This window comes from Sphingobium sp. TA15, assembly GCF_037101235.1.
GTDB classification, from domain to species: Bacteria; Pseudomonadota; Alphaproteobacteria; order Sphingomonadales; family Sphingomonadaceae; genus Sphingobium; species Sphingobium indicum.
Genome location: NZ_AP025355.1, coordinates 688,230 through 702,472, shown reverse-complemented (window position 1 = coordinate 702,472; position 14,243 = coordinate 688,230). Strand labels below are relative to the sequence as shown.

General features: G+C 67.8%; 18 protein-coding genes. 10 read left to right on the top strand and 8 right to left on the bottom strand.

Translation table 11 applies throughout. The features are described from left to right. Positions 1-60: 60 nt before the first annotated feature. From Sj15T_RS03515 to Sj15T_RS03490, 6 genes are all read right to left on the bottom strand, one after another. Positions 61-756: an ATP12 family protein gene (locus Sj15T_RS03515; RefSeq protein ID WP_013039906.1), complete on the bottom strand. Its 696-nt coding sequence runs from the start codon at positions 754-756 to the stop codon at positions 61-63. Further along, on the bottom strand, positions 753-1,010 hold the full coding sequence (locus Sj15T_RS03510; protein ID WP_013039905.1) for a hypothetical protein: 258 nt from the start codon (positions 1,008-1,010) through the stop codon (positions 753-755). Before Sj15T_RS03510 ends, Sj15T_RS03515 begins: the two co-directional genes overlap by 4 nt. Then, positions 1,007-1,681 carry an HAD-IA family hydrolase gene (locus Sj15T_RS03505; protein ID WP_013039904.1) on the bottom strand — a complete coding sequence of 225 codons (675 nt, stop codon included), beginning with the start codon at positions 1,679-1,681 and terminating at the stop codon, positions 1,007-1,009. Before Sj15T_RS03505 ends, Sj15T_RS03510 begins: the two co-directional genes overlap by 4 nt. After that, positions 1,678-2,988 carry an RluA family pseudouridine synthase gene (locus Sj15T_RS03500; RefSeq protein ID WP_013039903.1) on the bottom strand — a complete coding sequence of 437 codons (1,311 nt, stop codon included), beginning with the start codon at positions 2,986-2,988 and terminating at the stop codon, positions 1,678-1,680. The genes Sj15T_RS03505 and Sj15T_RS03500 overlap by 4 nt, the downstream gene beginning before the upstream one ends. Next, positions 2,985-3,368 (bottom strand): fluoride efflux transporter CrcB, encoded by a 384-nt coding sequence (crcB, locus tag Sj15T_RS03495; protein ID WP_013039902.1) that lies wholly within the window; start codon positions 3,366-3,368, stop codon positions 2,985-2,987. Before crcB ends, Sj15T_RS03500 begins: the two co-directional genes overlap by 4 nt. 295 nt (positions 3,369-3,663) lie before the next feature. Beyond that, a complete protein-coding gene (locus tag Sj15T_RS03490; RefSeq protein WP_013039901.1) occupies positions 3,664-4,359 on the bottom strand; it encodes a hypothetical protein in 696 nt (231 codons plus the stop codon). 160 nt (positions 4,360-4,519) lie between these two features. On the opposite strand from Sj15T_RS03490, the gene Sj15T_RS03485 reads away from it, so the two are divergent. Both Sj15T_RS03485 and rarD read left to right on the top strand, forming a co-directional pair. Continuing rightward, complete coding sequence (locus tag Sj15T_RS03485) at positions 4,520-4,741, top strand: hypothetical protein (protein ID WP_007688490.1); 222 nt, start codon at positions 4,520-4,522, stop codon at positions 4,739-4,741. 38 nt (positions 4,742-4,779) lie between these two features. After that, on the top strand, positions 4,780-5,649 hold the full coding sequence (gene rarD / locus Sj15T_RS03480; RefSeq protein ID WP_338057853.1) for an EamA family transporter RarD: 870 nt from the start codon (positions 4,780-4,782) through the stop codon (positions 5,647-5,649). Here the strand turns inward: rarD and Sj15T_RS03475 are convergent. Continuing rightward, positions 5,646-6,971, bottom strand: coding sequence for a dihydroorotase (locus Sj15T_RS03475; protein ID WP_013039898.1), 1,326 nt, complete (start codon positions 6,969-6,971; stop codon positions 5,646-5,648). The two genes, rarD and Sj15T_RS03475, sit on opposite strands and share 4 nt — an antisense overlap. Positions 6,972-7,034: 63 nt before the next feature. On the opposite strand from Sj15T_RS03475, the gene Sj15T_RS03470 reads away from it, so the two are divergent. The 4 genes from Sj15T_RS03470 to Sj15T_RS03455 all read left to right on the top strand — a co-directional run bounded on the left by Sj15T_RS03470 (position 7,035) and on the right by Sj15T_RS03455 (position 10,112). Continuing rightward, complete coding sequence (locus Sj15T_RS03470) at positions 7,035-7,772, top strand: folate-binding protein YgfZ (RefSeq protein WP_013039897.1); 738 nt, start codon at positions 7,035-7,037, stop codon at positions 7,770-7,772. After that, positions 7,769-8,515, top strand: a complete 747-nt coding sequence (locus Sj15T_RS03465) for a glutaminyl-peptide cyclotransferase (RefSeq protein WP_013039896.1) — start codon at positions 7,769-7,771, stop codon at positions 8,513-8,515. The genes Sj15T_RS03470 and Sj15T_RS03465 overlap by 4 nt, the downstream gene beginning before the upstream one ends. Before the next feature lie 281 nt (positions 8,516-8,796). Further along, on the top strand, positions 8,797-9,252 hold the full coding sequence (locus Sj15T_RS03460) for a carboxymuconolactone decarboxylase family protein (RefSeq protein WP_013039895.1): 456 nt from the start codon (positions 8,797-8,799) through the stop codon (positions 9,250-9,252). Beyond that, positions 9,252-10,112, top strand: a complete 861-nt coding sequence (locus Sj15T_RS03455; protein ID WP_013039894.1) for a sigma-70 family RNA polymerase sigma factor — start codon at positions 9,252-9,254, stop codon at positions 10,110-10,112. Before Sj15T_RS03460 ends, Sj15T_RS03455 begins: the two co-directional genes overlap by 1 nt. Before the next feature lie 204 nt (positions 10,113-10,316). Here Sj15T_RS03455 and Sj15T_RS03450 read toward each other — a convergent pair whose 3' ends face one another. Beyond that, positions 10,317-11,279, bottom strand: coding sequence for an acyltransferase family protein (locus Sj15T_RS03450; protein ID WP_041385843.1), 963 nt, complete (start codon positions 11,277-11,279; stop codon positions 10,317-10,319). Between the two features lie 68 nt (positions 11,280-11,347). Between Sj15T_RS03450 and Sj15T_RS03445 the strand changes: the two genes are divergently transcribed. The 4 genes from Sj15T_RS03445 (at position 11,348) to Sj15T_RS03430 (ending at position 13,892) form a co-directional block, all read left to right on the top strand. Next, on the top strand, positions 11,348-12,025 hold the full coding sequence (locus Sj15T_RS03445) for an RNA pseudouridine synthase (protein ID WP_013039892.1): 678 nt from the start codon (positions 11,348-11,350) through the stop codon (positions 12,023-12,025). Between the two features lie 5 nt (positions 12,026-12,030). Continuing rightward, positions 12,031-12,456: an alternative ribosome rescue aminoacyl-tRNA hydrolase ArfB gene (gene arfB, locus Sj15T_RS03440; RefSeq protein WP_013039891.1), complete on the top strand. Its 426-nt coding sequence runs from the start codon at positions 12,031-12,033 to the stop codon at positions 12,454-12,456. Positions 12,457-12,497: 41 nt separating this feature from the next. Then, positions 12,498-12,983, top strand: a complete 486-nt coding sequence (locus Sj15T_RS03435; RefSeq protein ID WP_041386351.1) for a GAF domain-containing protein — start codon at positions 12,498-12,500, stop codon at positions 12,981-12,983. 108 nt (positions 12,984-13,091) lie between these two features. Beyond that, positions 13,092-13,892, top strand: coding sequence for an RcnB family protein (locus Sj15T_RS03430; protein ID WP_013039889.1), 801 nt, complete (start codon positions 13,092-13,094; stop codon positions 13,890-13,892). Positions 13,893-14,243: the final 351 nt, after the last annotated feature.

Sequence of the window (14,243 nt, the reverse complement as noted above, 5' to 3'; positions counted from 1 at the left end):
GGCGCGAAGGGCTGCCCGCTCGTTGATATTGAACGAAGAGGCGACGTCATTCCCACCCGGTCAGGCGCGGGTCATCTCGCAAAAGGCTCGGGCCATGGCAAATTCGTGCCTGCGCCGCGCCGACCGGGCGGCAGCCTCCTTGTCCTCGCCCCATTGTTCGACTTCCCAAGCTTCGTCGATCTCGGCCGCCGTCCAGATCAGGTCCGCGTCATGGCCGCCCTCCACCACCGCGAGACCGCAGACGAGCGAGCCTGACAGCGTCACCAGCGTCGACAGCCCTGCGAGCGTGAAGGGATCGAACGCAGCGACGGCAGCCGCCAGCCTTTCCAGCGTCCGGGCGGGCTGGGCGACCGGAACGACGCCCTGCGTCACCCGAAAGGCGACGTCATAGCGCGCCATGGCCCAATCCAGCAGCGGATCCCAGGACGCGGCCTCCCGCGCGACAAGCTCCGCCGGCCCCTCCGCGCGATAGCAGAGCAGGTCGCTTTCGGCATAGCGGGAGATCCCCGCCGCGAAGCTCCCGCTGTGGGGCGCGATCTGGTCGATGGCCCCGTTGGCAAGGCCCGTGAACGGCATGGAACGCGGGTCGACCGTTTCGCCCTGCGCGCGCCATTCCTCGGCGATCGCCTCCGCAAGCCCCTGGGTGGGCAGCGCCAGCGCCGCGCGGGCCGGCGTGCGGACCGGGCGGCCGTCCAGGCGGATTTCGAAACCGGATTCGCCCGCGACGACGGCGGCGTCCTCATAAAAGCGCTTCATGATTGCGGCGGTTTCCTGAACAGCGCGAGCAGCAGGCGCGGAACGATGACGAACTGGAACAGGCCGACGAGGACGAAGATCGCGCCCATGGCCTTCGCCTTGCTCCCCTGCACCCAATGGAAACGCTGCATCAGCACCAGGAATCCGAACATCACCAGCAGCGCGCCCGACAGGCGGAACAGCCCGAGCGCGAAGAAGCGCTGGCGGGCGACCTTTTCGGGGTCGACGGGCGGAACGGGCGGCATGTCGGTCATAGGGATCGCATGAGGGAAGCGTGGATATGGCCGCGCAGCTCCTCGCTGTCCATGGCGACGCCATGCGCGCCCGCGCCGATCAGCTCCTGCGGCGTGTGATAGCCCCAGCCAACGCCCAGCGCCCGCGTGCCGGCGGACAGCGCCATGTCGATGTCGAAGCTGGTGTCGCCGATCATCACCGTGCTTTCGGGCGTCGTTCCCGCTTCGGCCATGGCGGCCAACAGCATGGAGGGATGCGGCTTGGACGGATGGCGGTCGGCGGTCTGCAAGGTCACGAAATGGGCATGGATGCCATGATGGGCAAGGCAGAGGCGCAATCCCCGGTCCGATTTGCCGGTGGCGACGCCGAGCAGCCAGCCATCGGCATCCAGTTCGCGGATCAGCGCGGCGATGCCGGGATAAAGCGGTTCCGACACCGCATTTTCCCGGCGAAGCTGCTGGAAGGCCAGCTTGTAGCTTTCCGACAGATGGTCATGATAACCGACCTCCGCATCGGGCAGCAGGCGCGCCATGGCGAGCGGGAGCGACAGGCCGATGACCGGCAGGATCGCCGCCCGGTCGGGCGCCGTCAGCTTCTCGCCCTCGAACGCGCGGACCATGGCGGCGCAGATGCTGTGCTGGCTGTCGACCAGCGTGCCGTCGCAATCGAACACCGCAAGCCTGTTCGTCATGACTTCCCGCGCGCTCCCCCGCCGGAGCCGCGCGCGCGCCTTTCGCCCTTGCGGCCCTTGCGGATCTGCTTGGCATGGGCGCGGGCGGCCTTCTTCTCATCCTCCCGCGTGGGCGGGCGGGCGATCTCCTCGTCCAGCGGCAGGTCGCCGGCGGACAGGTCGAAGCCCAGCGAGGCAAGGCTGGCGGCGAAATGCTCCGGCAGTTCGGCCCGCACGTCGACCGGGCCGCCATCGGGATGATCGACCCGGATGCGCCGGGCGTGAAGGTGCATCTTGCGGCTGATCGTGCCGCTCAGAAAGGCGTCCTTGCCGCCATATTTGCCGTCGCCGACGATGGGATGGCCGATGGCCGCCATATGGACGCGCAACTGGTGGGTGCGGCCGGTATAGGGTTGCAGCTCCACCCAGGCGGCGCGGTTGCCCGCCCGCTCGATCACGCGATAGCGCGAGCGGGAGGGCAGCCCTTCCTCCTCATCCACATGCATCTTCTCGCCGCCGGTGCCGGGCTGCTTGGCGATGGGCAGTTCGATCATGCCGTCCTCGATGGAGGGCACGCCCATCACGATGGCCCAATAGACCTTGCGCGCCGTGCGGCTGGAAAAGGCCTTGGCGAAATAGGCGGCCGACCGGGCGGTGCGAGCGATCAGCAGCGCGCCGGACGTGTCCTTGTCCAGCCGGTGGACGAGCTTGGGCCGCTGGTCCAGGTCGAACTCCAGCGCATCGAGCAGGCCGTCGACATGATCGTCCGTCTTGGTGCCGCCCTGGGTGGCGAGGCCAGGCGGCTTGTTGATGACGATGGCCTGCGCGTCGCGATGGATGACGAGTCCCTGGGCGAAGGCCATCTGATCGTCGGTCAGTTGCGGGCGGACGCGCCTGGGCTTCGCGGTTTCGGGCGCCTTGGGTTCGGCGGGGGGCACGCGGATGCTCTGGCCCTCGGCGATGCGGTCGCCCGGCGCGGCGCGGGCGCCATCGACGCGCAACTGGCCGGTGCGCGCCCAGCGGGAGACGGTGTTGAAGCCAACATCGGGCAGATGCCGCTGGAACCAGCGGTCGAGCCGAATGCCGTCGTCATCCGCGCCGACGCGGAACTGCCGGACATCCAGCGAAACGCCCTTGGCTGGGGACGGCTTGGCCGGCTTCGCGGCTGCGGGTTTTGCGGCAGGTTTCGCGGCAGGCGGCCTGGGACCGGCCTTGGGCGCATCGGGCTTGCGGGCGCGAGCGGCCTTGACCGCCCCCCGCGCACGACCCGCAGGAGCGGTGCCGGACTTGCGCGGGCCGGAAGATTTGCCGGGAGGACGCCCCTTCATGCGACGGTCCTCATCACGGCCAGGCCGCCGGCCAGCGCGCCCACGGCGCCGACGACGGAAAGGACCGCATAGCCGAGCGCCATGCCCGTCTGTCCGCGCTCCATCATCAGCATGGTCTCCAGGCTGAAGGAGGAGAAGGTGGTGAAGCCGCCGAGCAGGCCCACGGCCAGCAGCAGGCGGATCGGCTCGCCCGACGGCGCGTTGAAGCGCGCCAGCCATCCGGCGAGCAGCCCCATGGTGAAACCGCCGACGACATTCGCGCCGAACGTCCCCCAGGGCCACGAGGCGCCGGGGATCATCTGCGCAGCAAGACGCCCGAGCAGGTATCGCAGGGCCGATCCGACGGCGCCCCCTGCCATGACGAGAAGAATATTGGTCATGCCGTCCGCCCTAGAGCATTTCTGCAAGGCTTGGAAAGCGGTCATTGGCCTTGGGAGAAGGGCGCGCCGACGAAGTGGAGGATAGGCATGGAGGCTATGGGTGGAGAGCGGACGTTCTTAATCCTCCCCATCGATAGATGGGGAGGGGGACCGGCCGAAGGCTGGTGGAGGGGAAAATGCGCAGGTCGCGCCATTTCCCCTCCACCCCTCGCTTCGCGAGCGGTCCCCCTCCCCACGCTGCGCGCAGGGAGGATTTAGTGGCTGCTATTGGCCAGAGCCCGACTTGCCTTCGCCCTTATCGCCCGTTATCCGCCAGCATGTCGACGCTGGTCCTGCCGCCGGGCGCCTGGGTGAACAGCAGCAGGAAGGCGCTGCCGTCCCCCTTGCGCGTGCCGCCCAGCACATGGTCGCCGCCCATCACCCTGTGTTCGGCGTCGAAACCCGCGCGGCGCGCCTGGGTATAGTAGAAATCCATCACGCTCTGCCACGGCACGGGGGTCACGAACGTCGCCGCGCGCAACGTGCATCCGTCCTTTTCCGCGCCCGCCGCCTCCGTCAGTTGCGCGCCGGGATAGACGGTGAAGGGTTCGGGCAGGCGGTTGGCCCACTGCGCGCCTTGCACCAGTTGTTCGCGGCAAAAGGCGTTGCCGCCCGGCTTCTTCTGTTCGCCGGCCACGGCGGCGAGCGTCGATTCGGACTCCTTCGCCTCCCCTTCCGCCGGAGCGGGCGCGGCGAGCAGCCTGCCGCCGGCGAGCTTCACCGCCGCCGCGAGGGCGGTCGCGGCCTCTCCCTTCAGCGCAGGCAGCCTGGCGCTGGCCTGGGACTGGCCGGCGAGCCGGGGATCGACCACGATCTGGTTGGCGAGCGCATCCGCCGCATTGTTGGTGAGCTGGGCGTCGAGCGCGTTCAGATCATCCGCCTTCTTGCCGCAGCCCGCCAGCGGCAGGGCGACGATCATCGCCAGAACACAGAAAGATCGAACAGACGCCATGGCTTCACTCCTTCGTAAACAAGGGATGAATATCAGAGGTTAATTTTTCGTTAGGGATTGTGGTGAATCCGCGAATTTTCTCCCGCGCCGGGCCAATCCGCGCCAACTGGCCCCGCCGTCCATCTTGCCCTTCCCCCGGCGAAGCGCCATTTGTGCGATCATGCTCAACATGCTGTCGGCCCTGATCGGCCTCGTCACCCTCATCCTGATGATCCCGGCGGTCTTTCCGCTGCTGGGTGCGCTCAACTGGCTGCTGGTGCCGATGGCGCTGCTGGGCGCGTTTGTCGGCATGTTCTCGGCCAGGAACGGCGGGCGCAATTTCTGCCTGATCGTTGCGGGATTCGGCGCGCTGCGGCTGTTCCTGGGCGGAGGCATCCTCTGAATTCCCTTCCGCCATCGGAACGGGCGGTCCGCCGCGGCCTGATCGCCGCGGTGACGGCTTATGGCCTGTGGGGCCTGCTGCCGATCTATTTCAAGCTGCTGCATCATGTGAACGCGGTGGAGATCGTCAGCCAGCGCATCCTGTGGTCGCTGCTGCTGATCCTGGCGCTGCTGCTGGCGCGGCGAAGCCTGGCCGATCTGGGGCCGATATTGCGCGACCGGCGGCTGCTTTCGGCCCTTGCCGCGTCGGCGGTGATGATCGGCGCCAACTGGCTGACCTATGTCTGGGCGGTGAACGCCGGGCATGTGCTCGCCGCCAGCCTGGGTTATTTCCTCAATCCGCTCGTCACGGTGGGACTGGGCGTGCTGCTGCTCCGCGAAAGGCTGCGGCGGGGGCAGGTGGCGGCGGTGGGAATCGCGGCGGTCGGCGTCGCCATCATGGCCGCGACCGCCCTCACCACGCTCTGGATCAGCGTGGCGCTGGCGCTGAGCTTCGCCTTCTACGCGTTGATCCGGAAACTGACGCCGGTCGCGCCGATGGCCGGGCTGGGCGTGGAGACCCTGCTGCTGATGCCGGCGGCCATGGCCTATCTGTTCTGGCTGTCCGCGCATGGCGGCATCAGCTTCGGGCAGGACGCGCCGACCACCATCCTGCTGATCGCCGCCGGAGCGGTGACGACAGTGCCGCTGCTGCTGTTCGCGACCGCCGCGCATCGGCTGCCGATGGCGACGCTTGGCCTGCTGCAATATCTGGCGCCCTCGATGCAGTTCCTGTGCGGCATCCTGTTGTTCGGCGAAAGGCTGACCGCGGGGCAGATGACGAGCTTCGCGCTGATCTGGCTCAGCCTCATCCTGTTCGCGGCGGACAGCCTGACCGCCGCCCGTCGCAATCGCCTGGCGACGGCCTAAGCGAACTCTGTCGCCTCGAACCGCACAGGCTCCCCCACGGCCTGGTTGGCGAGCGCGTCTTCCCACATCACCCGACGGCCGCGGATGATGGTGCCGACGGCCTTGCCGGTCAGTTCCATCCCCTCGAACGGGGACCAGTCGCAGCGCGATGCCAGCCAGTCGCGACCGACGGTCCAGCGCTTCTTGAGGTCGACCACCGTGAAGTCCGCGTCATAGCCGAGCGCGATGCGCCCCTTCCCCACCAGGCCGAAGACGCGCTGCGGCCCCGAAGAGGTCAGTTCGATGAACCGGCGCAGCGACAGGCGCCCTTCCGCCACATGGTTGAGCAGCAGCGGCACCAGCGTCTGGACGCCCGGCATGCCGCTGGGCGATGCGGGATAGGGCTTCGCCTTCTCCTCTATCGTATGCGGCGCATGGTCGCTGCCCAGAACGTCCGGCACCCCCTGGTTCAGCCAATGCCACAGGCCGTCGCGATGCGCGCCCGACCGGATCGGCGGGTTCATCTGCGCATAGGTGCCCAGGCGCGGATAGGCGTCCTCCGCCGCCAGGGTCAGATGCTGGGGCGTGACTTCGCAGGTCGCGATGTCCTTGTTCCGGGCGATATATTCCAGTTCGGCGGGCGTCGTCACATGCAATATGTGGATGCGGCGGCGCGCCTTGCGGGCCAGGTCGATGATGCGCCTGGTCGCGATCATCGCGCTTTCATCGTCGCGCCAGACCGGGTGGGACGACGGATCGCCCTCCACCCGATAATCCTTGCGGGCGTTCATCCGCGCCTCGTCCTCGGCATGGATGGCGACGCGGCGGGTGCCGCTGGCCAGGACTCGCGACAGGGCGTCGTCATCGTCGACCAGCAGGCTGCCGGTCGATGCGCCCATGAAGATCTTGACGCCCGACGTGCCGGGGATGCGTTCCAGTTCCCTCAACTGTTCGGCGTTGTCGGCGGTGGCGCCGACATAGAAGGCATGGTCGCACCACATGCGATGACGGGCGCGCTTCAGCTTGTCGTGCACGCGCTCGGCGGTGTCGGTATTGGGGTTGGTGTTCGGCATTTCGAACACGGCGGTGACGCCCCCCAGCACAGCGGCGCGGCTGCCCGATTCCAGATCCTCCTTATGCTCCAGCCCCGGCTCGCGGAAATGGACCTGGCTGTCGATGCAGCCCGGCAGCACGTCCAGGCCGGTGCAGTCGATCACTTCGCCCGCGCCGCCCAAAGATGTGCCGATGGCGACGATCCTGCCGCCGCTGACGCCCACGTCCACGCTTTCCGCGCCGCCGGGGGTGTGCACGGTGCCGTTCTTGAGGAGGAGGTCGAAAGTCATGTCGGTCTCGCCAGCTTGGGGGGTGGGCTTGGATATGATGGGCGATTGTCCTACCTAAAGCCGATGACCGGCACCACCCTTACCGACCGCGCGCTCCTCAGAATTTCCGGCGAGGAGGCTAAAATCTTCCTGCAAGGCCTGCTCACCCGCGACGTGCCGGGGTTGAAGGAGGGCGAACCGCGCTGGACCGCGCTGCTGACGCCGCAGGGCAAGGCGCTGTTCGACTTCATCCTGTGGGCGGACGGCGGGGACGTGCTGATCGATTGCGAGGGCGCGCAGGCGGACGCGCTGGCCAGGCGGCTGGCGCTCTACCGGCTGCGGCGCAAGGTCGCCATTACGCGGGCCGATGAACTGGCGGTGCATTGGGCGCTGGAGGCGCCCGGCAAGCCGTTCGACCCCCGCCTGCCGCAGCTTGGCCATCGCTGGATCGCGCCGGCGGACGAGGGCGACGCTTCGGCGGCCTTCCGGGCGCACCGGCTGTCGCTCGGCATATTCGAGGGCGTGGGCGAACTGGGCCAGGACCAGATTCTCTGGCTGGAAGCCAATGCCGGGGAATTGGGCGGCGTCGATTACGACAAGGGCTGCTATGTCGGGCAGGAAAACACCGCCCGCATGCATTATCGCAACAAGGTGAACCGGCGCCTGGTGGCCGTGCCGCTCGCGCGGGCCGATGAGAAGCGCCAGAAGGCGGCGCTGCCTGACCTTGGCCTGTCCATCGAATTGCGGCGCGTGGAGGATATCGACGCCGCCGACCTGCCCGGCTGGCTTGCCGGAGCGATGATGGATCAGGCCGCCGAATGAGGCGCGCTCTTTTCGCGCTGCTGGGCGCATGGCTGCTGATCGTCCCGGCCCAGGCGGAGACGCGATGGAAGCTGGTGCGAAGCTATCCGCACGATCCCGGCGCCTTTACGGAGGGACTCTTCTACCACGACGGCGCCCTGTACGAGAGCACGGGGCTGGAGGGCGAGTCGGAAATCCGGAAGGTCGACCCCAAAAGCGGCAAGGTGCTGGCCCGCCGCATCGTTCCCCGCCCCTATTTCGGCGAGGGCATCGTCAACTGGAAGGACCGGCTGATCAGCCTGACCTGGCGGCATCGGCAGGGCTTCGTCTGGAAGCTGGACGACTTCTCGCCGGTTTCCCAGTTTCGCTACGAAGGCGAAGGCTGGGGCCTGACGCAGGACGGGCGCAGCCTCATCATGAGCGACGGCACCGCGCAACTGCGGTTCCTGGACCCCGAAGGACTGACCGAGGAGCGCCGGATCACGGTGACATGGAACGGCCGTCTGGTGGAGCGGCTCAACGAGCTGGAATATGTGAAGGGCGAGATCTGGGCCAATATCTGGTACGACACCCATATCGTCCGGATCGACCCGCGCACGGGCGCGGTCATCGACTGGCTCGACATCGCGCCCCTCCTGAAGGCGAGCGGCGCCAGGGACAGCGAGGCCGTGGCGAACGGCATCGCCTATGACGCAAAGGCCGACCGCCTGTTCGTGACGGGCAAGAACTGGGCCAGGCTGTTCGAGATAAGGGTCGGGAAATGAGCTTGGCGGCAGGCGCTCCCGAAGCGGGACGGCAACGGCGGCTGTTGGCCAATCAGGACATTGCCCCACCGTCACCCCGGACTTGACCCGGGGTCCCGCTTTCTTGTCTGTGCCGCGCCTCGTCCAAGGCAGCGGGACCCCGGGTCAAGCCCGGGGTGACGAAAGGAGGGGTGGCGGGAAACCGCCCCCCAATCCCCGCATCGCATTTTTTTCGCAACCCATGTCACGCCAGCCCATCCTGTCTCGTCATGTCGGCACAACCCCAGAAGAAAGGTGCTGACATGACCGCCAAGCTCGATCCCTTCGCCGCCGCGCCCCAGCTCATGAAGAGTTGGTTCGCCACCTCCACCGCCATCAACGCCAGCCTGGAGCCGAGCCTCATCGAACTGGTCAAGATCCGCTCGTCGCAGATCAACCAGTGCGCCAACTGCATCAACATGCACACGGCCGAAGCCCGCGCCCAGGGCGAAAGCGAACAGCGCATCTACCTGCTCTCCGCCTGGCGGGAGGCGCCCTGCTACACGGCCCGCGAACGCGCCGCGCTGCAATGGACGGAGGCCTTGACGCGCCTTTCCGAAGGGCACAGCCATGAAGCGGCCCATGAGGCGCTGGCGGCCGAGTTTTCGGAGGAGGAGCAGGTGAAGCTGACCCTGATGATCAACGTCATCAACGGCTGGAACCGCATCGCGGTGGGCTTCGGCCTCTGGCACGACACGCCCGCCAGGGCGGCTGCGTGATGGCGCAGGGGACGCATGGGGACGCAGCGGAGAGCTTCGATCCGCTGCGTCCCCGCCTCATCCGCGTCGCCTATCGCATGCTGGGTTCGGTCGCGGATGCCGAGGATGTGGTGCAGGAAGCCTTCATCCGCTGGATGGGCGCCGACCGGGAAGCGGTGCGCGAGCCGGAGGCGTTCCTGCGCCGCGCGGTGACGCGGCTGTGCCTGGACCAGCTCAAGTCGGCGCGGCGCAACCGCGAAACCTATATCGGCCCCTGGCTGCCCGATCCGGTGGTGGATGAGGGCGAGGAAGAGGAGGACGTCACCCTGCCGCTGATGCTGGCGCTGGAGCGGTTGTCGCCGCTGGAACGGGCGGCTTTCCTGCTGCATGACGTCTTCGGCGTCGGATTCGAGGAAATCGCCGCCACGGTCGAGCGCGATCCGGCGGCCTGCCGCCAACTGGCGGCGCGGGCGCGGGCCCATGTGCGGGAAGCCCGGCCCCGATACCGGGTGGAAAGGCAGCGCGGGCTGGAGATCGCCGGCGCCTTCTTCGCCGCCTCGCGCAGCGGGGACATGACGGCGCTGGGCGCAATGCTGGCCCAGGATGTCAGCCTGCACAGCGACGGCGGCGGCAAGCGCCCCGCCGCGATCGTCCCCGTGCTGGGCTTCGGCCAGGTGATGCAGGTCCACAAGGCGCTGGCCGTGCTGTTCGGCAAATATGGCTCGACGCTGGTGCGCGTGGGGCTGATCAACGGCCTCCCCGGCTTCGTCACCCGCGAGGCGGACGGCGAACTCCAGACCACGGCGCTCGACATAGAGGATGGATGCGTCACCGGCATCTATGTGATGCGCAATCCCGACAAGCTGCGGCACCTGCATTGACGAAGCGGTCCCAGGCCGCGTGGACAAATTCGAAAATGTCGGGAAATGGCCAATTTCGCTCATTGCCCCACCGTCACCCCGGACTTGATCCGGGGTCCCGCTGCCTTGGACGAGGCGGGCACTCAGACAAGAAAGCGGGACCCCGGATCAAGTCCGGGGTGACGAATAGAGGGAGCGTCCGTCAGGGCTGAATGTCGACACAGCCTAAAGGAAAATCCTTCGCGCGCCGGGAACGGCCCGGATCAGATAATAGGCGGCGATCGGCATCAGCAGCGCCTGCGCCAGCAGCCACGGCCTGCCCACATAGGGCGAGAGATAGTGGATCACCGCCACATGGAGATACATGATCACCAGCGACGCTCGCCCGATGGCGGCGATCCAGCCGCTGAAAGGCGCGATCCGCACCGAAAGGCGGAACAGCAGCAGGCTGGTCGCCACGGCCGATCCGATGGACAGCAGGGGCCAGCCATAGTCGGCGGCCTTCATGTTGAGCGTCGGCAGCAGCGCCGTCAGCCCGGCCAGCGACAGCGGGACCAGCGGCGCCAGCATCCAGCCTCGCCAGTTCACGCGCTGCCAGGCCGCCCCCACCCAGAGCAGGACCAGCGCCATGGGCACGGTCAGCATGCCCAGCGGCGACAGGCCGGCGAACCGCACCGCGCCATAGGCGATCGGCAGGGCAGGCAGCATCAGCAGCGCCCAGCGCCGGTCGAGCGGGTCTGGCCAGCGGGCCAGCGCCATGTTGAACAGGATGCGCGCCATCATCAGGCAGGGCACGAACCAGAAGATGGTGAACGGTCCCCGCAACCATGAGCCGCCGAGCATTATCGGCGCCAGATCCCCCGGCCAGTCATGGAAGATCGGCCTGCCGCCCTTCATCGTCTCTATGATCTGGTCCGCCAGGATCAGCAGGATCAGGAAAGCCGCATAGGGCCGCATCTGCGACGCAAGCTGGCGGCGGGCGAAGCGTCCCGCCGCCTGCGGGCGGGACAGCAGGCCCGACAGCAGGAAGAACAGCGGCATGTGGAAGCTGTACATCGCATCGCGCAGCCCGCCGCGCGTCCACACATGGCCGACGACCACGGCGACGATCCCGATGCCGCGCGCGACATCGATCCATTCCAGCCGCCCTCCGCCCGGCGGATGCGCCTCATGCCCCCTGTTCTCCATGCCCTCCACGCCCTATAGGAAGCCGCACGCGCGTCAATCGCTGCCCTGCATTTACGGAAAAACGCCCCTTGTCCCTGCTTCATGACCGAGTTCTGTTCATCGATGGCGAGGCCATCATCCTCGACAAGCCGGCGGGCCTGCCCGTCGACGCGCCGCGTGACGGGTCGCTTTCGCTGGAAAACCACCTGTCCTCGCTGACCTTCGGCTTCCAGCGCTGGCCGCTGCCGGTTCACCGGCTGGACCGCGACACCAGCGGCTGCCTGCTGCTCGCCCGCAATCCCAAGGCGCACAAGCGCTTCGCCGCCGCCTTCGAGGCGGGGACGGTCGCGAAGCGCTATGTCGCGGTGGTGGACGGCGTCCCGGCGGAGGACAGCGGCGCCATCGACCTGTCGCTCAAGAAGGTCAGCACGCCTGCCCAGGGCTGGCGGATGATCCCGGCGAAGGCAGGCAAGGCCGCGTTCACCGAATGGCGCAAGATCGCGGAAAAGGATGGACGGGCGCTGATCGTCTTCACCCCCCGCACCGGACGCACCCACCAGATCCGGACCCATGCGCTGCATGGCCTGGGCTTCGGCATTGCGGGCGATCCGGTCTATGGATCGGGCCAGGGGCCGATGCTGCTGCACAGCCGCTTCCTCAGCATTCCCCGCGGGGAAAAGCCGCCGGCGGAGGCGACCGCCCCCCTGCCCGCGACCTTTGCGGCGGCGGGCTTCGGGCAGGAACTGCTCGAACAGGCCCGGCTTTAGCGCCCTTGCCCCGCATCCCCGTCACCCGGTCGATCTCCATCGACAGCGACGAATTGACGGAAAGTTTCGTCCGCTCGACGGGGGCCGGCGGCCAGCATGTGAACACCACCGACAGCGCGGTGCAACTGCGCTTCGACGTGGCGAACAGCCCGTCGCTGCCGGAGGCGGTCAAGCACCGTCTGGCGGTCATCGCCGGGCGGCGAATGACGGCGGATGGGGTGCTGATCCTCCGCTCCGAAGGATCGCGGTCGCAGCTCCTGAACCGGCAGGAGGCGCTGGACCGGCTGGTGGAACTGATCCGGGAAGCCACCATCGTGCCCAAGGCGCGCAAGGCGACCAGGCCGGGCAAGGCCGCCAAGGCGCGGCGCGTCGACGCCAAGAAGGCGCGCAGTTCGGTCAAGGCCGGACGCGGCAAGGTAAGGCTGGATTAACCGGGCTGGCCTGCACCCGCGCCACACCCTATATGCCGGCCATGTTCGATTTTTCTCCTCCGGCCGGTGCCGACAAAGCCGCGCTCCACGAAGACCTGCTCTCCGCCGCCGATGCGCTGACGGCGGGCGAGCCCGACGCCATCGCCAATATGGCCAATGTCTCCGCCCTGATCTGGCAATTCCTGCCCGACCTCAATTGGGCGGGCTTTTACCGGATGGTGGACGGCGAACTGGTCCTTGGCCCCTTTCAGGGCAAGACGGCCTGCATCCGCATCCCGCTGGGCAAGGGCGTCTGCGGCGCCGCGGCGGCCAGCGGCCAGACTCAACTGGTGGAGGATGTGCACGCCTTTCCCGGCCATATCGCCTGCGACGCCGCCAGCGCATCGGAAATCGTCGTGCCGGTGATCGTCGAAGGCCGGGTCGTCGCCGTGCTGGACCTGGACAGCCCGATCCCGGCGCGCTTCGACAGTGCGGACAGAAGCGGGCTGGAGGCGCTGGTCGGGCGGATCGCGCCGCGTCTGGTTTAGGGGCCTGCCCCTTTTCGGGACAGGCCTGAAAATGCCGACGCTTGGATGGCGGCCGTCCATCATGCTAAACAAGCCGTTAACATATCAGCCGAAAACAGGGATTCGAGCATGCATATCCGGAGCTTCATCCTGGCCGGCGCCGGCCTGGCGATCGGTTTGACGGCGCCGGTTTCCGCGAACGGGCCGGCCAGGGGCGGAGCCATCGCCGCCCGAGCGCCAATGCATGCGGGCGCGACGGTTCACCGCTGGGGTCCGCGCCATCAGGGCCGCTGGCACGCGGGCTGGTACGCGCCGGGCGGCTGGGCGGCCTATCGCCGGCCGGTGGTGGGCTATGTGCTGCCGCGCTACTGGATCAGCCCTGCCTATCATATCCGCGACCATGGCGCCTATGGGCTGCCGGCGCCCGTCAGCGGCCATGGCTGGTCGCGCTATTATGACGATGCGGTGATGACCGACCGGGACGGCCGCGTGCGCGATTATCGCAGCGGCGTCGCATGGGAGGAGGCGGGCGACGCGCCGCCGCCTGGCCTGCGCTATGATGACGAAGTCACCGCGCGGGATGGCCCGCCTCCGCCGCCGCTCGGCTATGAAGGGCGCTGGAGCGGCACCTGGCGCGACAAGGACGGCAAGACCTTCAGCGGCGATTATGAAGGCCGTTTCGAAGGGCAGGTCCAGGGTGGACCGGGCGTCGATTTCGACCCGCCGCCCTATGCCGCCAGGCCGAACCGGACGGAGCGGCATGGCGGTCCGGGAGAACCCGTCGTCACGACGACGCAGGCGCCGGGCTTCATATCGGGCGGCTATTATTATCCGGGCGCCACCACCACGACCGTCGTGATCCAGCCCGCCGTCACCACCACCCACACCTATGTGACCGAGGTTCCGGTCCGCAGGCGCAGGGGGCGGTAGAACAGATCCACTGCCCCGGCATCGCGGGACGGATTCGAGCGGAAAGCCGGCGTTCAAGCCGAACCGTGTTCCTGCGAGGCGGGAACACGCTGCGCTTCCACCATGCGAAACGGAACTGGAGCATCGCGCAATATTCGCGCTGAGCAGGGACCGAGCCTGTCGACCGCCGCAGTGGCTAGGCAGCGTGGACAAATTCGGAAATGTCGGGAAATGGCCAATAGCAGTCATCAGTTTTCCGTCACCCCGGGCTTGACCCGGGGTCCCGCTTTCCTTCTAAGTGCCGCGCCTCGTCCAAGGCAGCGGGACCCCGGGTCAAGCCCGGGGTGACGAATAGGGGGAGGCGTGACGAAT